Annotated in this window: 16 protein-coding genes; 4 read left to right on the plus strand and 12 right to left on the minus strand. The window is 67.1% G+C overall.

Going from position 1 to position 20,212, the window contains the following annotated elements; all coding sequences use genetic code 11:
• Window positions 1-74: 74 nt before the first annotated feature.
• Together V7Z98_RS14915 and V7Z98_RS14920 are read right to left on the minus strand one after the other, a co-directional pair.
• The gene (locus tag V7Z98_RS14915) at window positions 75-1,346 is read right to left on the minus strand and encodes an O-acetylhomoserine aminocarboxypropyltransferase/cysteine synthase family protein (RefSeq protein WP_334158836.1); all 1,272 of its coding nucleotides are present in this window, start codon (window positions 1,344-1,346) and stop codon (window positions 75-77) included.
• 274 nt (window positions 1,347-1,620) lie between these two features.
• Complete coding sequence (locus V7Z98_RS14920) at window positions 1,621-2,835, minus strand: MFS transporter (RefSeq protein WP_334158837.1); 1,215 nt, start codon at window positions 2,833-2,835, stop codon at window positions 1,621-1,623.
• Between the two features lie 143 nt (window positions 2,836-2,978).
• Here V7Z98_RS14920 and V7Z98_RS14925 point away from each other — a divergent pair, with 143 nt between their 5' ends.
• Complete coding sequence (locus V7Z98_RS14925) at window positions 2,979-3,890, plus strand: LysR family transcriptional regulator (RefSeq protein ID WP_334158839.1); 912 nt, start codon at window positions 2,979-2,981, stop codon at window positions 3,888-3,890.
• A 386-nt stretch (window positions 3,891-4,276) separates the two neighbouring features.
• Window positions 4,277-5,986: an autotransporter family protein gene (locus V7Z98_RS14930; RefSeq protein ID WP_334158840.1), complete on the plus strand. Its 1,710-nt coding sequence runs from the start codon at window positions 4,277-4,279 to the stop codon at window positions 5,984-5,986.
• Window positions 5,987-6,118: 132 nt separating this feature from the next.
• Here the strand turns inward: V7Z98_RS14930 and V7Z98_RS14935 are convergent, their stop codons facing one another.
• Entirely contained in the window at window positions 6,119-7,621 is a 1,503-nt protein-coding gene (locus tag V7Z98_RS14935) for a DASS family sodium-coupled anion symporter (protein ID WP_334158841.1), read from the minus strand.
• Window positions 7,622-7,984: 363 nt separating this feature from the next.
• Entirely contained in the window at window positions 7,985-8,257 is a 273-nt protein-coding gene (locus tag V7Z98_RS14940) for a helix-turn-helix domain-containing protein (protein WP_334158843.1), read from the minus strand.
• 276 nt (window positions 8,258-8,533) lie between these two features.
• On the opposite strand from V7Z98_RS14940, the gene V7Z98_RS14945 reads away from it, so the two are divergent.
• Entirely contained in the window at window positions 8,534-10,261 is a 1,728-nt protein-coding gene (locus V7Z98_RS14945) for a diguanylate cyclase domain-containing protein (RefSeq protein ID WP_334158844.1), read from the plus strand.
• Here V7Z98_RS14945 and V7Z98_RS14950 read toward each other — a convergent pair.
• The 4 genes from V7Z98_RS14950 to prfB all read right to left on the minus strand — a co-directional run bounded on the left by V7Z98_RS14950 (window position 10,248) and on the right by prfB (window position 16,540).
• On the minus strand, window positions 10,248-11,189 hold the full coding sequence (locus V7Z98_RS14950; protein WP_334158845.1) for a sodium-dependent bicarbonate transport family permease: 942 nt from the start codon (window positions 11,187-11,189) through the stop codon (window positions 10,248-10,250). The genes V7Z98_RS14945 and V7Z98_RS14950 overlap by 14 nt on opposite strands.
• A gap of 516 nt (window positions 11,190-11,705) precedes the next feature.
• Window positions 11,706-13,685: a bifunctional tRNA (5-methylaminomethyl-2-thiouridine)(34)-methyltransferase MnmD/FAD-dependent 5-carboxymethylaminomethyl-2-thiouridine(34) oxidoreductase MnmC gene (gene mnmC, locus V7Z98_RS14955; protein ID WP_334158846.1), complete on the minus strand. Its 1,980-nt coding sequence runs from the start codon at window positions 13,683-13,685 to the stop codon at window positions 11,706-11,708.
• A gap of 82 nt (window positions 13,686-13,767) precedes the next feature.
• Entirely contained in the window at window positions 13,768-15,282 is a 1,515-nt protein-coding gene (lysS, locus tag V7Z98_RS14960; RefSeq protein ID WP_293262576.1) for a lysine--tRNA ligase, read from the minus strand.
• Between the two features lie 153 nt (window positions 15,283-15,435).
• Window positions 15,436-16,540 (minus strand): peptide chain release factor 2 gene (prfB, locus tag V7Z98_RS14965; RefSeq protein ID WP_334158847.1). Its coding sequence is split into 2 segments (ribosomal slippage): window positions 15,436-16,458 and window positions 16,460-16,540, totalling 1,104 coding nucleotides; the frame shifts between segments, so codons are not numbered across the junction.
• Between the two features lie 180 nt (window positions 16,541-16,720).
• Here prfB and V7Z98_RS14970 point away from each other — a divergent pair.
• Window positions 16,721-17,713: a DMT family transporter gene (locus tag V7Z98_RS14970; protein WP_334158848.1), complete on the plus strand. Its 993-nt coding sequence runs from the start codon at window positions 16,721-16,723 to the stop codon at window positions 17,711-17,713.
• On the opposite strand, the gene V7Z98_RS14975 is transcribed toward V7Z98_RS14970, so the two are convergent.
• From V7Z98_RS14975 to V7Z98_RS14990, 4 genes are all read right to left on the minus strand, one after another.
• On the minus strand, window positions 17,710-17,949 hold the full coding sequence (locus V7Z98_RS14975) for a hypothetical protein (protein ID WP_293262585.1): 240 nt from the start codon (window positions 17,947-17,949) through the stop codon (window positions 17,710-17,712). The genes V7Z98_RS14970 and V7Z98_RS14975 overlap by 4 nt on opposite strands.
• 4 nt (window positions 17,950-17,953) lie before the next feature.
• Entirely contained in the window at window positions 17,954-18,268 is a 315-nt protein-coding gene (locus V7Z98_RS14980; RefSeq protein WP_293262588.1) for a hypothetical protein, read from the minus strand.
• A 126-nt stretch (window positions 18,269-18,394) separates the two neighbouring features.
• Complete coding sequence (locus V7Z98_RS14985) at window positions 18,395-19,660, minus strand: transglutaminase domain-containing protein (RefSeq protein WP_334158850.1); 1,266 nt, start codon at window positions 19,658-19,660, stop codon at window positions 18,395-18,397.
• An 87-nt stretch (window positions 19,661-19,747) separates the two neighbouring features.
• Window positions 19,748-20,212, minus strand: a 465-nt coding sequence (locus V7Z98_RS14990; protein ID WP_334158852.1) for a PhoH family protein, incomplete at its 5' end; no start/stop codon positions are given.

Consider the following 20,212-nt stretch of genomic DNA (forward strand, 5'->3'; position numbering starts at 1 on the left):
TCATAAAAAGAATCGGGGCGCCGGGAAAACCGTTGCCGGTCTTCCGGGCGCCCCGGGGGCATGGCGTGGCGCGCTTAGACGGTGGCCAGGGCCTGCTCCAGGTCGGCGATCAGGTCGTCGATGTGCTCGATGCCGATGGACAGGCGCACGGTGTCGACGGTGACGCCGGCCTTGGCCAGTTCTTCGGGGTTGAGCTGGCGGTGGGTGGTGGAGGCCGGGTGGCAGGCCAGGGACTTGGCGTCGCCGATGTTCACCAGGCGAGTGAACAGTTGCAGCGCATCCTGGAACTTGGTGCCGCCGACGATGCCGCCCTCGACGCCGAAGGTGAGGATGCCGGAGGGCTTGCCGCCCATGTACTTCTTGGCCAGGGCGTGGTCCGGATGGTTTTCCAGGCCGGCGTAGTTCACCCACTTCACTTTCTTGTGACTTTGCAGGTATTTGGCCACGGCGATGGTGTTGTCGGTGATGCGCTCCATGCGCAGGGCGGCGGTTTCGATGCCCTGGAGGATGAGGAAGGCGTTGAACGGGCTGATGGCCGCGCCCATGTTGCGCAGGGGCACCACCCGGGCGCGGCCGATGAAGGCGGCGGGGCCCAGGGCTTCGGTGTAGACCACGCCGTGGTAGGAGACGTCGGGCTCGTTGAGGCGCTTGAAGCGTTCCTTGTGCTCGGCCCAAGGGAACTTGCCGCTATCGACGATGATGCCGCCGATGGAGTTGCCGTGGCCGCCCAGGTACTTGGTCAGGGAGTGCACCACGATGTCGGCGCCGAATTCGATGGGGCGCAGCAGGAAGGGCGAGGGCACCGTGTTGTCCACGATCAGCGGGATACCGTGGCGGTGGGCGATCTCGGCCAGCTTCTCGATGTCGGTGATGTTGCCCAGGGGGTTGCCGATGGTTTCGGCGTAGAGGGCCTTGGTCTTGCCGTCGATCAGCTTTTCGAAGGAAGAGGGATCGCGGTAGTCGGCGAAGCGCACCTGGATACCCAGTTGGGGCAGGGTGTGGGCGAACAGGTTGTAGGTGCCGCCGTACAGGGTGGCCGCCGAGACGATGTTGTCGCCGGCTTCGGCGATGGTCTGGATGGCGTAGGTGATGGCAGCTTGGCCGGAAGCCAGGGCCAGGCCGGCGATGCCGCCTTCCAGGGCCGCGACGCGCTTTTCCAGCACATCCTGGGTGGGGTTCATGATGCGGGTGTAGATGTTGCCCGCCACCTTCAGGTCGAACAGGTCGGCCCCGTGCTGGGTGCTGTCGAAGGCGTAGGAGGTGGTCTGGTAGATGGGCACCGCCGCCGCCTTGGTGGTCGGGTCGGGCGAATAGCCGGCGTGGACGGCCAGGGTTTCGAGCTTCATGCAGCTTCCTTTGGCTGGGACGGAGCGCTTGAGGCGCCCCTCGGTCGGGTTGTTATCGCTCGCTGCCGGACCGGTTGGGTCCGGAGAGTGGGGCGAGTTTAGCACCGCGGAATTTCCCGCTTATACGGAATGGGAATACGCAAAGAAGACGCGCAAAGAAGGCGTGCCACCAACGTATGGGGAAGGTGCAACAAAGCCCCGCTGCCGCCGCGCCGGGTGCGAGGCTCGGCGCGGCGGAACCTAATGTGGGCCAGCGGGGGGCTTGCCGGGGCGGTCAGGCCACCCGGCGGCGCGCCCATGCCCAGGCGGCGAAGCCGAGTACGCTCACCGCCAGCCCGGTGGCCACCACGCCGGTCCAGCCGGCATGGCTGTAGGCGGTGGCGGAGGCGAGGGAGCCGGCGGCGGCGCCGATGAAGTTGCTGGTCATGTAGCCGGCGGTGATGCGGTTGCGGGCCTCGGGGCGGATCTTGTAGATGGCGCCCTGGTTGCTGACGTGGACGCCCTGCACTGCCAGGTCCAGGGCCAGGATGCCGACGATGAAGGCCGTCAGGGACTGGCCGGCGAAGGCCAGGGGCAGCCAGGAAAGCAGCAGCAGGGCCAGGCCGATGCCTGTGGTGGCCTCGCCTTTGCCGTGGTCGGCCAGCCGGCCGACGGCGGAGGCGGCCAGGGCGCCGATGGCCCCGGCCAGGCCGAACAGGCCGATGGTGCCTTCGGAAAAGCGGAAGGGCGGGGCAGCGAGCAGGAAGGCCATGGAGGTCCACAGCACGCTGAAGTTGGCGAAGGTCAGGGCCCCGAGCACGGCCCGCACCCGCAGCACCCGCTCTTCCTTGAACAGGGTGGCGATGGAAAGCAGCAACCGGGGGTAGGGCAGGCCGGCGGTTTCGTGGTGGCGGGGCAGGGCGCGGTAGAGGATGGCAGCCATGGCCACCATGGCCATGGCGCCGACCCAGTACACAGTGCGCCAACTGCCCAGGGCGGCCAGGGAGCCGGCCACGGTGCGGGCGAGCAGGATGCCGAGCAAGAGGCCGCTCATCACCGTGCCCACGGTCTTGCCGCGCTTGTCCGGAGTGGCCAGGGTGGCGGCAAAGGGCACCAGCAGTTGGGCCACCACCGAGAGCAGGCCGGTCAGGGCCGTGCCCAGCAGCACCACGCCAAAATGGGGGGCGAAGGCGGTGGTGAGCAGGCCTGCGGCGCACAGCAGGGTCATGGTGACGATCAGCCCACGGCGCTCGAACAGGTCCCCCAGGGGCACGATCAGGAGCAGGCCCAGGGCGTAGCCGAGCTGGGCGGTGGTGACGATGAAGCCGGCCTGGGTGGCGCTCAGGCCCAACTCGTCGGCCATGGTCGGCAGCAGGGGCTGGGGGTAGTAGTTGCTTGCCACGGCCAGGCCGGTGGCCATGGCCATGATCAGGACCAGCAGGGGGGAAAGAGGGGCAATGGGGGCAAGGGGCGCGGTGCCCGGCCGGGCGGCGGTGGAGGCGGTCGTCATGGTCGGTTGGGGTTGGGGCGCGAAGCCTGGGCGGGACGCCCGGCCGTGCGTTGTATTGTGATTGTTCGCGCAGTATCGGCCAGGGCGTTCAATCACGCCAATGCATTGTTTTCATCGGATTGATGATGAAATAAGATCAATCCATGAACCTGCGCCAACTCACTTACGCTGTCGCCGTGGCCGAGGAAGAGAACTTCACCCGGGCCGCCGAACGCTGCCATACCGTGCAATCGGCCCTCAGCCACCAGGTGGCCCGGCTGGAGTCCGAACTGGGGGTCCAACTGTTCGAGCGCACCTCGCGGCGTGTGCGCCTCACCCCTGCCGGGCGCACTTTTCTCATCCATGCCCGTCAGGTGCTGGACGCCACCCGCCGCCTCGAAGACGAAGTCGCCGCCAGCAGCGGCGTGATCCGCGGCACCCTGAGCATCGGCACCATCTCCACCCTGACCGGGGTGGATCTGGTGGAACTGCTGGCCGAGTACCAGGGCCTGCATCCCCAGGTGGACGTACAGATCCGCATGGGCATGAGCGACCGGATGCTCGACGAGCTGCGCGAGCAGAGCACCGACGTGGCCTTTCTCGGCCTGTGGCCCGGGGAGGACGTGGCGGGGGTGGAAGCCCGCCTGCTCTGCGACGAGAGGCTGATGGCGGTGCTGCCCCTGGGGCATCCCCTGGCCGCCGCCGAGGCGCTCACTCTGGCCCAGTTGGCCGCCCATCCTCTGGTGGATTTCCACGGTGGTACTGGCCCGCGCCGCCAGACCGACGAGGCCTTCGCCGCCGCCGGGGTGCCGCGCCGGGTGCAATACGAGGTCAGCCATGTGGACCTGATCAAGGCCATCGCCCGCCGGGGCCTGGCCCTGGGCCTGGTGCCCGCCGCCTCGGCGGTCGAGTTCCGCGATCAGGGGCTTGCCGTGGTGCGGGTCCGGGACGCTCCTCGCCGCCGGGTCTATTTCGCCTGGGGCCGCCACCCGACCCCGGCAGCCGCCGCCTTTCAGGCCCTGGTCCTCGCCAGATTAGATGCCATCGCTCCGGTCGCCGATCCGGTGGACGGGTGACCTGACCCAGTTGTGCGCTGTGGTACGGGTGCAGAATCGACGGGGGAACTACCCTTTAGCCGGCCGGATTGCTTGGCTGTCTTGGGGGAGTGGAGAATTCATTGTCATGTGAAATAGTTGCTCAAGCCGATGGCGTGATGACAGTTTTTGCCAGCTTTCTGGGCGGGTGTTTGGCTAGAATCCCGAGTGCTAGAAGGCCTTCTTCCGCTTGAGAATATGGTTGCCAAGAGGGATAAGTAACGCAAGGCCGTTACGTTGTTGTGCGCTTCGATGTTCTTGGCTGGGACAGAAAATCTGACTAGAAGCCAGGGGAGTAGCGGTGCATGCTTGGCTGAAAGCCTGTGTATGGGTCTGCTGAATCAAAATTTTACGGGTGGGGACTCTTAATGAACAATGTGGTTCGTTTCAAATACGGGGTATTGGCCGTTGCCATGGCACACTGTTTCAGTGCGCCGGTTCAAGCCCAAGTTACCAGTACTTATATGGTAACTTCAGGATTGTCGAGCATACAGCAGATGGGGCTGAATACATCTTATCTTAGTGATGGTACATCTGCTGCTCTTAGCTCGGGCACCAATAATTTTTATTTTAGCGGTGTATCCATAGTGCCGACAGTTACTGGGGTTTACACCCTTGGACAAACCAGTGCTCCTACCGATACCGTGATGCTGATTTATAACGGCACTTTCAACAAGAATGCGCCAACTGCACCGAATGCTTTTAATGATGATGGCAGCGGTGGAACAATTGGCTCCGCATCGGTGGGGAGTTGCGGTGGGCCGACCTATTGCCCCAAGATCGTTGGTTATTCAATGACGGCTGGGGTCAAGTATTATTTGATCGTTTCCACCTATAATGCGGGTGACGCCAGCTTGCAATTGCCGCTTGGCTTTGCCGTCGATGGTCCTGGATATTTGAATTTTTATACCATTTCAGCAGTGACCGGGCAGTTTGTTCCCAATTCAACGACCAGAACCGGCGGTGTGGCGTCTGTCCTGGATTCCCTGAATGGTGGTGCCGGCAATATGGCGCCGGCGATTGCCGCGCTTTCCGCGCTTTCGCCTGCCCAGCAGACGGGGGCGCTCGAGAAACTTACGCCTTCGACTTCCCGCGGGGCCCAGATCGCAGCCCAAAATAGCCTCTTCTCGGCCTTCGGCCAGATCGGCCAGCGCCTGGATGGCCTGCGCCTGGCGGGGGGCGAATTCAATGCCCGCTCCCTGGCCGCCGATGGCAGCGTGAGCATGGGCCTTTCCTCCGGCGATGGCGTTGCCAAGCGGGGGTTCTGGCTGAAGACGTATGGCCTGGAAAGCACCCAGGGGCAAAAGGATGGTTTCGCCGGCTATAAGGGTAGCGGGTGGGGCGTCGCGGCGGGCCTGGATCGTCAGTTCGCCCCCGGCCTGATCGGCGGTGTGGCGCTGAGTTATTCCGACACCTCGATTTCCTACCGCAATCAACTGGATGGCAACAGCAGCGGCGCCAAGAGCACCCAGCTGTCGCTGTACGGCACGAAGACCATCGGCAGCGCCTACGTCGATGCGGTCATTGCCTACGCTCAGCAAAAGAACAGCAGCAGCCGCGATACGGTCGTCAGTGGCATTGCCCGGGGGAACTTCAACGGCGATCAATGGGGGGCCCGCCTGGGCGTCGGCCTGCCGGTCGCCCTGGGACGCGATCTTTCTATCGTTCCCCAGGCCCGGATCGAGTGGTCCCGTGTGCACCAGAAGTCGTACACCGAAACCGGCAGCGATCTGGCGCTGAATGTCGGTTCCTCTTCGGCCGAACGGCTGCGCAGCAGCCTGGGGGCCCAGTTGAATTACGACACCCTGGTGGCCGACGTCAAAGTCCAGCCGTTCGTGCGGGCCTTCTGGAACTACGACTTCAAGAACAACGGCGTGGATTCCGTAGCCAGCTTTGTCGGCGGTGGCGCATCGTTCGTCACCCCCGGGCAAAAGCTAGATCGCAATACCTACTCGGTGGGCGCCGGTGCGAATCTCTTCACCAAGGGTAATTTCACGGCCACCGTCGGCTATGACTTCACCAGCGGTGATTCCTATCGCGCCCACGTGGCCCAGGCGAGCACCCGTTGGGCGTTCTGACGGAGTTGTCGTTTGCCTGATGTGCAAAAGCCCGGCAGTTTTCTGCCGGGCTTTTTTTTCTGCTTCGAATCGTCGAATTGCGTGCTTAGTACGTGATGGAACGTCGCGGCTGCGTTTTCCGAATGCGGCGCACTACTTGGTTACCGTCAGCAGCCCGAGGAAGTTCCACCAGGTCAGGGCGAAGAGCAGCAGCATGGCGTAGCCGATGGCGGTGATCCATAGGCCGAACTTGGTGAACTGCTTGCTGGTGAAGGTTTCGGTGCCCAGGCAGACCATGTTTTGCGGTGCGTTCACCGGCAGGATGAAGCCGAAGCTGACGACGAAGCCGAGCAGCATGGTCATGCCGCCCACGTTGATGTCGCCGCCCAGGCGTTGCAACACGGCGATCAGGATGGGAATCATGGCCGAGGTCAGGGCCGTGGCGCTGGCGAAGCCCAGGTGGATGAGGATCAGGAAGGCCGACAGGGCGGCGAACACGCCGAAGGGGCTGAGGGTTTCCAGGTGCAGGTTGCGCACGGCGATGTCGGCCAGCCAGATGGCCGCCTTGGTGTCGAGCAGGGCGGTACCCAGGCTGATGCCCACGCCGAACACCACCAAGGTGCCCCAGGGCACCTTGGTCTGCACTTCCTTCCAGGTCATCACGCCGATGCCGGGCAGGAGCATCAGGGACAGGCCGACGATGGTGGTGGAGGTGGTGTCGAAGTCGTGCAGTTCCTTCTCGGTGGTCCAGAAGCACAGCAGGCCGAGGGCGATCAGCAGCACCCGCCATTCCTTGCCGCTCATGGGGCCCAGTTCGGAGAGGGCCTTCTTCATCGCCTCGCGGCCGCCCTGGATGCGTTCGGCCTCGGGCGGGAACAGGCGGCGGGCGATCACGTAGAGGGCCACCGACATCAGCACGCTCCACGGCGCGCCGGCCAGCAGCCAGTCCATCCAGCTCGGCGCATCGCCCAGGGACTTGCGCATGAAGCCGATGGTCAGCACGTTCTGGGCGGCGGAGGTGAGGATGCCCACGTTCCACACGCTGGTGGCCTGGGCGATCATCATCATGATCGAGGCGGCGAACACCGAGCGCTTGTCCACGCCGAAGGCGGTGATGATGCCGGCCATGATCGGCACCACGCAGGCGGTACGCGCCGTGGCCGAGGGCACGATGAACGAGAGCAGGATGGTGACGACGATGGCCCCGAGCAGGATGCGCCGGGCGCCGGTGCCGATGGTGGACAGGGTGCGCAGGGCGATGCGCTTGTCGAGGCCGCTGGCGGTCATGGCCACCGAGATGAACAGGGCGGCGCCCACCAGGGCCAGGGCGGTGTTGGAAAAACCGGCCAGGGCCATCTGCAGGCCGCCGTTGGTGCCCAACACCACGTCCGGGTTCTTGGGGCTGGGGGCGGTGCCGAGCATGAAGGCCATCAGGGCCACGATCAGCACCGAGGACACGGCGTAGTCCAGGGCTTCGGTGAGCCAGACGATCACCGCGAAGGCCAGGACGGCGAGCATGCGCTGGCCGGCGACCGACAGGCCGGCCGGCTCGGGCATGAACAGAATGGCGGCGGCCGCGACGGCGCCGACGAGCACGCCCCAGGGAATGGCCGGGGCCTTGGCGGCGCCAGGTGTCGGGGAAACGGTGGCGGTCATGTTGTTCTCCTTGTCGCGTGGGGATTCCCGCAAGCGCGGGCCGGAACGGGAGCGCGGCACCGGGCCGGTACGTTCGATCCGGCGGCGGATGCATGCCAAAGGGATTGTGGCGGAATTCGGACTCCACCGGGTTACGGAATCCTTGGCACCGTTTCCGGCGCTACCTTTCCTGTGGGCCCTGCGTTGGTGCGGGATCAGGAAAGTACGGTTCGTAATTATTTGTTGCCTTGAATGTGGCGTAGATGCTTGTTATACGTCAACAGAGGTTACTGGCTACCACATTGCGTAATAGCGATTCGGGGAAAAGAACTCCACCCCCGGACGGCACCGGCAGCCATCGATACGCGCGATGGGGCGACTGGACTAGTTTTCCAGCCCCTTGAACATCTCCGGGTTGAGCAGGTCGTGCAGGGGCACCTGCAAGGCATCGGCCAGCAGGCCCATGTTGTCGATGGAGATGTTGCGTTCGGCGCGTTCCACTTCGGACACGTAGGTACGGCTCAAGCCCGCCTGGAGGGCCAAGGCCTCCTGCGACAAATCCTTGAGACGGCGAACGCGCCGCAGGTTTTGGGCGAAAACCTTGCGTGCGGTTTGCGATTTGGATGCATTTCCCATAGGGCGAAGCATCCATTTCATTCAAGTAACTATCTACCAGCTATAAGCAGATAAATTATCACTATGAGTGACAATATGATGCCTTTAAGATAAATTCAGTCCTTCTATCGTTGTAGATAGACACAAAGCCTGACAGTTGAAAGTCGGGCCAAGAACAAGGGGTTCGCCCCGGCGGCGCGGCCATGCCCCGCGCCGCAAAACGGCCTCCGCCGGCCAGCGTCACGCTCCGGCGCCGGAGGCGGCCGCCGTGGCTGGGGTACGCAGCCCAGGTGGGCAGTTTCCCCAGGGATTCATTTCATGAGCGCCACCGACAAACCGGCCGACGTCTCCTCCATGACGGGAGACGACCCGGGCCTTGCCAACGAACGCAGGATCTTCCAGGGCATCGTCCTGGTGATCGGCCTGGCCGTGGCCGTCGCCCTGGGCTCGGTGCTGGGTATCACCCAGCTGCGGGAGGACGGGCTGTGGGTGGCCCGGGCCCAGGAAGCGAGCGAGGCCCTGGACGAGGTACTGGTGACGGTCACCGAGGCCGAGGCGGCGAGCCGGGGCTACGCCCTGAGCGGCGATGCGGCCTATCTCAAGCTCCACGGCGAGACGGCGCTGGCGATCGGCCCCGCCCTTTTGCGCCTGGGCCGCTTGATCGACGACGACGCCGTGCAATTGCAGCGCTTCGACCGCTTGTCCAACCTGGTGGAGCGGCGCCTCGGCGTTATCCGCCTGCTCATCGAGACCCGCCGCCGCGATGGCGTGGAGGCGGCCCGGACCGTGGTGGCCGGGGGGGAGGGCAAGCGCTTGCAGGACGATATCCGCACCCTGGCCGGCGAGATGCGGGCGCGGGAGAAGGGGCTGCTCCAGCAGCGCTTGGTCCAATCCGAGCGTAGCGCCCGCATGGCACTGGCGGTGGTGGCCCTGGGCAGCCTGCTCGCCATCGGCATCGCTGCGATGGCCAATTACCTGATCCGGCGCGATTTTTCCGGCAGTCGCCGGGCCCACGCGGCGCTGCGCGAGGCCAATGCCTTGCTCGACCGGCGGGTCGCCGAGCGCACGGCGGAACTGCAACGGGCCAACGACCGCTTGCAACTTGCCGACGCGGTGTTCCGCAACACCCAGGAAAGCATTGTCATCACCGACCCGGAAACCCGCGTCGTGGCGGTCAACCCGGCCTTCAGCATGGTGACCGAATACCCGGCCGATGAGGTGATCGGCCAGTCCGTGCGCCTGCTGCGTTCCGGCTGGCACGACGAATCGTTCTACCAGCAGCTGTGGGCCAGCCTGGACGCCACCGGCAACTGGCAGGGCGAGATCTGGAGCCGCCGGCGCGGCGGCGACATCTACCAGGAATGGTTGAGCATCAGCACGGTCCACGACGCCCAGGGCAAGCTGACCCACTACATCGGCGTCGGGGTGGACCTGAGCCGCATGAACCACGCCAAGACTCTGCTCGAACACCTGGCCCACCACGACGCCCTGACCGGCCTGCCCAACCGGCTGCTGCTCCATTCCCGGCTCGAACACTCCATCGAACGGGCCCGCCGCGACAAGACCCTGTGTGCGGTCCTGTTCATCGACCTGGACCGCTTCAAGGAGGTCAACGACAGCTTGGGCCACGCCGCCGGCGACGAATTGCTCAAGCTGGCCGCCGAACGCATGCAGTTACGTCTGCGCGACGTGGACACCTTGGGCCGTCTGGGGGGCGACGAATTCGTCGTGGTGCTGGAGCGGGTGGGCAGCGAGGAGGGCGCGGCGGAGGTGGCCGGCGCCCTGGTCGAACAACTCAGTTCCCCATTCCTGCTCTCCAGCGGGCGCCAGGTCCGCATCGGCGCCAGCGTCGGCATCAGCCTCTTTCCCCGGGACGCGGAGCGCTGGGACGAGTTGCTCGACCGGGCCGACGTGGCCCTCTATTCCGCCAAGAACGGCGGCCGGGGCCGCTGGTGCTTCGCCGCCCCGGACCGGAGTCCTTTCGCGCCCTTTACCGCCGACCCGGCGTCCCTGCCGGCGGCCGGCGTTCGGGTCAGCCCCGGTTGAGCAGGCTGAAGACCTGGGTGGCGGCGGCCAGATAGAGGGGCACGCCCACCACCACGTTGAAGGGGAAGGTGATGCCCAGGGCCAGGCCGATGGACAGGGCCGGGTTGGCTTCGGGCACGGCGATGCGCATGGCGGCGGGGGCGGCAATGTAGGAGGCGCTGGCCGCCAGGGTCATCAGCATGACGCAGCCCCCCAGAGAAAGGCCGGCCAGGGCGCCCAGGGCCAGGCCCACGCCAGCGGCGAGCAGGGGAAAGAGCATGCCGAAGGCGAGCAGGAAGGCGCCGGACTTGCGTACTTCCGCCACCCGGCTGGCGGCCACCAGCCCCATTTCCAGCAGGAACAGGCAGAGGGCGCCCTTGAACAGGTTGAAGAAGAACGGGGCCAGGGGCTCGGTGCCCGCCGGGCCGGCGATCCAGCCGATGGCCAGGCCGCCGATGAGCAGCAGCACGCTCTTGCCGGCGAACACCTCCCGCAGCAGGTGGGCGTCGAACAGGGAGCGGCCGCCCCGGGCGTTGGCCAGCAGCACTCCGGTAATCACCCCCGGGGCCTCCAGCAGCACCACGAACAGGGGCAGGTAGGCCTCGAATTCCACGTCCCGGGCCGCCAGGAAGCTGCTGGCCACGGCGTAGGTCACCACCGACACCGACCCATAGTGCCCGGCGATCGCCGCCGCGTCGGGCCGGCCGAAGCGCCGGCGCAGCAGCGGGTAGGCCAGCAGGGGCAGCAAAAGGCCCAGGCTCAGGGCCGCCAGGGCCTGGGGCAAGATGGTCAGCACGTCCTGCCGGGCGAGTTCCACCCCGCCCTTGAGGCCGATGGTCAGCAGCAGGAAGACCGAGAGGGTTTCATGGACCGCCGCCGGAATTTTCAGGTCCGAGGCGGAGAAGCGGGCGATCACGCCCAGAAGGAAGAAGAGAGGTATGGCATCCATGGGGGGCGATTCTAGGGGCCCCGCTTTTTGGTCGCTTGCGAATTAAATTGTGTTTTGTATAGATAAAAATCTATGTATTTGACCGGCGCATTATGGCTGGCGGGATCTGGCCGCCGGGCAGGCAAGTGCGTGCGGACGGTTGCGGTGGGCGGGGGCGAACGGCTGCGCAAAGGGGCCGCTCAGGCCGTGGCGTCGAAGGCTCGGTGGCAGGCGACATTGCCTTGCGGGCGGCTGTCGCCGAAGGCAAGGGCCAGGAAATACTCCGTGGGAACGCCGGGAAGCACCAGAGCGACGGGGGAGGCGGCCACATGCCCGACAAGCTTGCCGTCGATTTCTGCGACGAGGGAAAGGTCAACGCACCCGATGCGCACAGGGCTCGGACGATGAACTGTTCCGTATGGCTGCCATGCGGCGTAGCCGCGAAGGCGGCGACGGTGACATTCTCGACGGCTTGGGCGTCGCCGGGGGCTCTTCGGGGCGGATGCACGGGCGCATTCGTTCAGCCTCACCCATTTTTCACTCCCCGCCTTGATCCCGTTCATTGCGCCAGCGCCGGCCGGGCAGGAGGAAGCGGGCCGGGTCCAGGGCGTCGGCCAGGTCGGCCTCCAATGGCAGGGGGTCGCCGGCCATGCGCGAGGCCAGCAGCTCGCCGGCGTGGGCCGACCAGACCAGGCCCCGGGCGCCGAAACCGTTGACCAGCCAGAGCCCGGGCAGGCGCGGGATGGCGGCGAGGGACTGGCCCGGTGCGGCTTCCGCCGCCGGCAGGGCGCCGACCATGGGCAGCCGGTCCGGCGACACCGGGCGAAAGCCGACCCGGCCTTCCAGGGTGTCCGGGTCCAGGGGCGGTTCGGCCTGGGCGGTCAGGCCGGGCAGGATGAAATCGAGCTTTTGCAGGTTTTCCCGGTGCTCGGCGGGGCGCAGGGCCGGGTCCGTGTCCCCGGCGATGAAGCTGGCGCCGCACACCCGGTAGCCGTCCACCACCGGGGTGACGTAGCCGAGGCGGCACACCACCACCTTGGGAGCGGGCAGGGCGGCCGCCGGGATCACCGTGGTCTGGCCCCGGGCCGGGCGCAGGGGCAGCCAGGGCGCCGGGTAGAGCGCCTTGGCCGCGGCGGCGTTGGCCAGCACCAGATGGGGCGCCCGGCCGAGCAGGGTGCCGTCTTCGGCATGGGCTTCCCATTCGCCGTCGCGGTGGGCGATGGACGCCACGGCCTGGCCGAAGCGGGTGCGGATGCGCTCGGGAAAGCGGGCCAGGTTGGCGCGGCACAGCGATGGGGGGACGCCCCAGCCGCCACCGGGAAAGAACCAGCCGCCGGCGGCGGTGGGCCAGCCGGCGATGGCCGAGGCTTCGTCCTGGCCGACGTAGCGCAGGTAGTCGGCGGGGGGCTGGTGCAGCTCCACCACCTTGCGCTGGGTGGCCTCGTGCACCGGGTCCCGGCCCAGGTGCAGCACGCCGCTGGCGCCCCACTGGACGGGCAATCCTTGGGCGCTGAGGGCCTGTAGGTGGCGCCGGGTATAGAGGAAGGCGGCCCGGGTGAGGCGGGCCAGCCGGTTGTCGTCCACCGCCGGCAGGGGGCGCAGTACGCCGATGCGGTTGCCCGAGGCACCGGCCCCCGGGCCGACGGCGTCGATCACTTCCACCTGCCAGCCTCGGGCGGCCAGCCGCTCGGCTACCGAGGTGCCGGCGAAGCCGGCGCCGATGACGAGGGCGCGGTGGTCGTCAGGGCCTGCGCCGCTGGTTTCTGCCGGGGCCGGATCATTGTCCCGGGCCGTCCGCTCGCCCACCAGCCGTTCGCGCTTGGTGCCGAAGCCCGACACCTTGTCGACGCAGAAACCGGCCCGGGCCAGGCCCTCGCGCACGGCGCCGGCCACCGACCAGGTGGCGATGCGCGCCCCGGGGGCGGCCAGCCGGGCCAGGGGGTAAAACACCTGGGGCGACCACAACTCCGGGTTCTTGGCCGGGGAAAAGCCGTCCAGGTAGATGGCATCCACCCGGGCCTGGAGTTGGGGCAGGGTCGCGAGGGCGTCGCCGAACAGCAGGGTCAGGGTGACCCGGTCGCCGTCGGCGCCGGAGCCCAGGTGCAGGCGGTGGGTGCCCGGCAGCAGGTCGGGCCATGCGCGGCGCAGCTCGTCGGCTAGGGGCGCCAGTTCCGGCCAGGCCCGGTGCAGCACCGCCAGGTCGGCGGCGGAGAAGGGGTGCTTCTCGGTGGAGACGAAGTGCAGCTCCCGGGAACGGGCCGGGTCGGCGCGCCAGGCGGCCCAGGTGGCGAGGAAGTTGAGCCCCAGGCCGAAGCCGGTCTCCAGGATGGTGAAGCGCTCCCGCCCTTGCCAGCGCTCCGGCAGGCCGCAGCCGGCCATGAACACTTGGCGGGCCTGCTCCAGCCCGCCGGCGGCAGTGTGGTAGACGTCGCCGTAATCCGTGGAGCGGGGCGTGCCGTCCGGGGCGAAGTCGAGGCGGGCCGGCTGGATCGGGGTGAAGGGGTGGGCGGCGGACATGGGCAGGAGCGGAGAGGGCCGAATGGACAACGGCCCGCGGTCAGGCGGGCCGTTGCAGCACGGTGGCAAGGCTTGAGCGGGCTCAGTCCTTGCGCATGTGCGGGAAGAGGATCACGTCGCGGATTGCCGGGCTGTCGGTGAGCAGCATCACCAGGCGGTCGATGCCGATGCCGCAGCCGCCGGTGGGGGGCAGGCCGTATTCCAGGGCGCGGATGTAGTCGGCGTCGTAGAACATGGCCTCCTCGTCGCCGGCGTCCTTGGCCTTGGCCTGGGCGAGGAAGCGCTCGGCCTGGTCTTCCGGATCGTTCAACTCGGAGAAGCCGTTGGCGATCTCGCGGCCGACGATGAACAGCTCGAAGCGTTCGGTGATCTCCGGGTCGGAATCGCTCTTGCGCGCCAGGGGCGACACTTCCACCGGGTAGTCGATGATGAAGGTCGGCTCCCACAGTTGGGCTTCGGCGGTTTCTTCGAAGAACATCAGTTGCAGGGCGCCCAGGCCCATGTCGCCGCGGGGGTCTGCCTTCATTTCGCGCAGCTTGTGGCGCAGCCAGGCGGCGTCGGTCAGCTGGGCCTCGGTGTACTCGGGGCAGTGCTTCATCACGGCCTGGACGATGGTCAGGCGGTGGAAGGGCTTGGACAGGTCGAGCACCCGGCCCTGGTATTCGAACACCTCGGTGCCCAGGGCGTCCCGGGCGGCGTGGCGCAGCAGGCCTTCGGTGAAGTCCATGAGGGTGCGGTAGTCCGCGTAGGCCTCGTAGAACTCCATCATGGTGAATTCGGGGTTGTGCCGGGGCGAGACGCCTTCGTTGCGGAAGTTGCGGTTAACTTCGAAGACCTTCTCGAAGCCACCCACCACCAGGCGCTTGAGATAAAGCTCGGGAGCGATGCGCAGGAACATTTCCATGTCCAGCGCGTTGTGGTGGGTGACGAAGGGCTTGGCCGAGGCGCCGCCGGGGATGGGGTGCATCATCGGCGTTTCGACTTCGAGGAAGCCGGCGTGGACCATGTAGTTGCGGATGGACTGGATCATCCGGCTGCGGGCGAGGAAGGTGAAGCGGGAATCCTCGTTGGTGATCAGGTCCAGGTAGCGCTGGCGGTAGCGCTGCTCGATGTCGGTCAGGCCGTGGAACTTCTCGGGCAGGGGGCGCAGGCACTTGGAGAGCAGCTTGACCTCGCTGGCCTTGACGGTCAGCTCGTTGGTCTTGGTGCGGAACAGGGTGCCGGTGACGCCGACGATATCGCCGATGTCCCAGTGCTTGAAGTCGGTGTAGGTGTCCTCGCCCACGGCGTCCTTGGCCACGTAGACCTGGATGCGGCCGGACAGGTCCTGCAAGGAGATGAAGGACGCCTTGCCCATGATCCGCTTGAGCATGACCCGGCCCGCCACTTTCACTTCGACGGGCGTGGCTTCCAGGGTTTCGCCGTCTTTCTCGCCATAGACCTCGAGCAGCTTGCCGGCGGTGTTCTCACGCTTGAAGTCGTTCGGGTAGGCGGTGCCGGATTCGCGCCATTTGCCAAGCTTGGCACGGCGTTCGGCGATGATGTGGTTTTCGTCCTGGGGCAGCTCGTTGTTTTGCGGTTGGGCAGCGTCGGTCATGGTGGTCTTTCGTGCGAAGCCTGGGGAAGCTCCGGGGTCGTGCGGTTTGCGCGTGGCGCGTTGCAATGCGTCATTTTCGCACATCGCGCCTGTGCTGACGCGGGCGATGAGGGGCGCGCGCCGCCGGAAAACGGCTCCGGCGGCGCGGCAGGGTCAGACGCCCTGCTTCAGGCTGGCCTCGATGAAGGGGTCCAGGTCGCCGTCGAGGACGCCCTGGGTGTTGCCCACTTCCACGTTGGTGCGCAGATCCTTGATGCGCGACTGGTCGAGCACGTAGGAGCGGATCTGGTGGCCCCAGCCGATGTCGGACTTGGCGTCCTCCAGCTTTTGTTGCTCGGCCTGGCGCTTGCGCAGCTCATGCTCGAACAGGCGGGCACGCAGCATCTTCCAGGCTTCGTCCCGGTTACGGTGCTGGGAACGGTCGTTCTGGCATTGCACCACGATGCCGGTGGGCACGTGGGTCAGGCGCACCGCCGAGTCGGTCTTGTTGATGTGCTGGCCGCCGGCGCCGGAAGCCCGGTAGGTGTCGGTGCGCACGTCGGCCGGGTTGATCTCGATCTCGATCGAGTCGTCCACTTCCGGGTAGATGAACACCGAGGTGAAGCTGGTGTGGCGCCGGGCGTTGGAGTCGAAGGGGCTCTTGCGCACCAGGCGGTGGATGCCGGTTTCGGTGCGCAGCATGCCGTAGGCGTAGTCGCCGCTGATCTTGATGGTGGCGCTCTTGATGCCCGCCACTTCGCCCTCGGACTCTTCCAGCACCTCGGCGGTGTAGCCGCGCCGCTCGCAGTAGCGCAAATACATGCGCAGCAGCATGGAGGCCCAGTCCTGGGCCTCGGTGCCGCCGGCGCCGGCCTGGATTTCCAGGAAGCAGGGGTTGGGGTCCTGGGGGTTATTGAACATGCGCCGGAACTCCAGCTCATGCACGGACTTCTCCAGGCCCTCGGCATCGCCGGCGACGGACTGGAGCATGTCCTCGTCGCCTTCCTCACGGCCCATCTCGAACATCTCCCGGGCGTCGCCCAGGGTCTGGGAGATCCGGTCGAGGCTGAACACCACGCCTTCCAGGGACTTCTTCTCCCGGCCCAGTTCCTGGGCGGCCTTGGCGTCGTTCCAGATGGCGGGGTCTTCGAGCTGCTTGGTGACTTCGACTAGACGCGCTTGCTTGGCATCGTAGTCAAAGATACCTCCGTAGGTCGGCGGTCCGCTGGGCCAGGTCGGCGAGGTGATTGGCGATGCTGTTGAGCTGTTCGGCTTCCATGGCGGTTTTCCTGTTGGGCGTGCGGAGCGCCGCGGGGCGGGCGGCCAGGCTTGGCCGGCGCCGATGGCGGCGGAAAAACCGGTAAGTATACCGCAGCCGATGGGAGCCTTCGCTCGTGCTACAGTCCGCTGCCCTGCACTTTTTCCGCCGCCGGGCTCCGCCGTCCGGCCGTACCGCTCCGTGACCGCTCCAGATTCCAGCCGCGCCGCCGCGGCCGCGCCTTCGTCCTCGCCATCGGCCGAGGCTGCTCCCACCTCTTCTTCCACCTTCGCCGGGCACGCCCCGGAACGGGACCGCCTGCCTGCCAGCGGCCTGCTCCTGCTGGCCGCCATCGCTCTGGGCTGGGGCCTCAACTGGCCGATCATGAAAGTGGTCCTGAGCGAAGTGCCGCCCCTGACCTTTCGCGGTTCCTGTCTGACCCTGGGCGGCCTGGGCATGCTGCTCCTGGCCCGCCGCACCGGCCAGTCGGTGGCGATCCCGCCGGGCAGCCTGGGGCGTCTGGTGGCCCTCTCCGCCGCCAACATCATCGGTTGGAACGTGCTGGTGGTGTACGGACTGCTCACCCTGCCGTCCGGGCGGGGGGCGCTGCTCGGTTACACCATGCCGCTGTGGGGCATCTGCCTGTCGGTCTGGCTGCTGCGCGAACGGCTCACGGCGCGCAAGCTGGCCGGCCTGGGACTGGGTTTCGCCGGGGTGGCGCTGTTGATCGGCGAGAGCCTGGGCGCCCTGTCGGCGGCCCCGGCGGGCGTGGCCTGCATGCTCGGCGCCGCCTTCTGCTGGGCCCTGGGCATCGTGCTGCTCAAGCGCCTGCCGCTGGCCATGCCGACCATGTCCCTGACCGGCTGGATGATGCTGTTGGGCGGGGTGCCGATCGCCGTCGCCGCGCTGATCGTGGACGCCGGCCGCTGGCACGTCCCATCGTTCTGGCCGGCTTTCGGCCTGGCCTACAACCTCTTCATCGGCTTCATGTTCTGCTACTGGGCGTGGAACCGCATCGTGCTGATGGTGCCCGTGTCGGTGTCATCCCTCTCGTCCCTGGTTACGCCGCTGATCGGCCTGTTCGGCGGCATGATCTTTCTCGGCGAGCGGCCGGGCTGGCAGGAAGGGCTGGCGGCACTGTGCATCCTGGGTGCCCTGGCGGTGGTATCCCTAGCCGGGCGCCGCCGGGGTTAGCTTTTATCAGCGCCCCTCATGCCTGGACATTCCTGGGGGAGCGGCGGGTCGCCCGGCTGGGCGCGTCGGGCCAGTTCTTCGAGGATGCGGGAGCGCACCAAGCGGCGGAACGCCGCCTTGCAGGCCGGGCCGCAGGTGAGCTGGCGGCCGTAGCTGAGGCGGTGGAGTATTTCCGGCACGTCGTGGGCCGTGCCGCATACCGGGCAGCGATGCCGGACGGTGGCGGGATGAATCACGGCGTTACGGTGCCCGGGAGGCGAAACGGGCGAGGTCGGCGGGCTGGGAGGCGACGGCTGGGGAAACCAGGATCACTTCCCGGCGTGGCACGTCGGCCAGGCCCACGGCCAGGGTGACGGCGGCGGCGCCGGCAGCGGCCACCGCCAGTCGCAGAGGGGCTTCCCAGCGCTTGAGAGCCTGGGCGAGGGCGGCATGGCCCTGGGAGTCGGAGGCGAAGGTCTGGAAAACGATCTCTTCGCCCTGTCGTTTGGGAATGCGGGTGGCGACCCGCAGCAGCCCCTTTTCCAGGGCGATGCCGACGCAGATGGCGCGCTTCATGAGGCTTCCTCGTAACCCGGATCGCTGATCCGTATGGCTTCAGAGTAGGCCCTGCCGCGCAAGACGTCCGTCAAGAAGCGGGCCGGGACGGTAAAAAAGCCGTCAAGGCCCGCCCCGGACCGGCTATCAGCTATCCACGCCCCGGGATTCTTGCTGCCAGACGACCGCATCCGCCGGCAGCAGGACGGCCTCGGGGCCGTCGCCCAGGGCCACCTGGGGCGCGATCACCCAGCCCAGGGGCCGGTCCGGTCCGCCGGGCAGGCGCACGTCGCCGCCGGTGTGGTAGGCGATCCAGTTCATTTCCCAGAAGCCGAACAGGCGGCGCTTCAGGGCGACGGTCTTGGCGTCATCGCTGCGCAGGTTGTCCTGGATCATGGCACGACGCGCATCCGCCGGGTCCACCGGGACCCAGCCGTAGGCGGCCACGTAGAACTCGGCCCGGCAGTGCTGGGCCGTGGCCACGTTGCCGGTGGCACCCAGGCTGGGGAATTGGCGCGATTCACCGATGCGCTGGCCATAGACCACCCGGGCGGGGATGCCCGAGGCGCGACACAGGCCGACGAACAGGGCGCTGGCGTTCCAGCCCAGGGCGTCGTCGCACAGGGTGATCTGGCCGCCGGGGCCGACCAGGGCCTGGAGGTCGCCGCTGGCGCACTGGCTGGCGGCGCTGGACTTGAGGGGCTGGTCGATGATCCAGTCGTAAAAGGCCCGGGCCTGGGGCATGGGTTCGCGGATGCGGCCGGTGATGCGTTCGGCGGCGTCGGCGATGGCACCGTCCAGGGGCAGTTTGCTGCTGCCCTGGAGAAAACGCTGCAGGGTTTCCTCGTCCTCGTTGCGGTTGCCGCGCCGGGTGATGTCGAAGAGGCGCTGGCGGGTGGCCACCCGGGTGGTGATTTCCAGTTCCGGCGTGGTGCCGTCCTTCCAGTCGGCCACCAGGAAGGTGAGGTCGCTGCCCGGGTCACGCTTCAAGCCGATGCGCTCGAAGTTGCCTTTCCAGGTCACGTCCATGTCCCGCTGCCAGTCGGATTCCCGGGGGAGGGGAATCCAGGCGCGGCTGCGGCCGCGGCCGGGCAGCTTGGCCTGGAGCTTGCCGGTGATCTGGTATTCGCGCCACTCGAACTGGGGGGGCGGGGTGAGGGAGGCGGCCGCCATGGGGCGGCTCTGGCGGAAACCGCTGCCACCGCCGGTATCGCGCAGGCCGGCGGTGGTGCCGCGATGATGGAGCGCGGGTTTGCCGTGGCCTTTGGCGACGGGTTTGGCGGCAGTCTTGGCAGTGCCCTTGGCGGGCGTCTTGGCCGTTGCACCTTTTTTCTGGACCGGCTTGGCCAGGACGGGGGCGGCGGAAAAGAGGGAGAGGAACGCCGAAGCGGCGAGGAAGGCGCGTCGTTTCATAAACAGCTCTGTCCGTTACGCGTGAAAAGACACGACCGCCGGGAGCGGTGCTCGGGGCGGTCGCGGGAGGTTCATATGGTCAGCAAATCATAGCACCTCGGCGGCGTGATCGGCCAGGCGGGAGCGCTCGCCCCGCGCCAGGGTGACGTGGCCGGAGTGGGGCCAGCCCTTGAAGCGATCCACCACGTAGGTGAGGCCCGACGAGCCCTCGGTCAGGTAAGGGGTGTCGATCTGGGCGATGTTGCCCAGGCAGACCACCTTGGTGCCCGGGCCGGCCCGGGTGATCAGGGTCTTCATCTGCTTGGGCGTGAGGTTCTGGGCCTCGTCGATGATCAGGTACTTGCTGAGGAAGGTGCGGCCGCGCATGAAGTTGAGGGATTTCACCTTGATGCGGCTGCGGATCAGGTCCTGGGTGGCGGCCCGGCCCCAGTCGCCGGAGCCGGCCTCGTCGTCGGTCTTGTTGAGGACCTCCAGGTTGTCCTCCAGGGCGCCCATCCAGGGGGCCATCTTTTCTTCCTCGGTGCCGGGCAGGAAGCCGATGTCCTCGCCCAC

The organism is Oryzomicrobium sp., from assembly GCF_036820405.1.
Classification (GTDB): Bacteria; Pseudomonadota; Gammaproteobacteria; order Burkholderiales; family Rhodocyclaceae; genus Oryzomicrobium.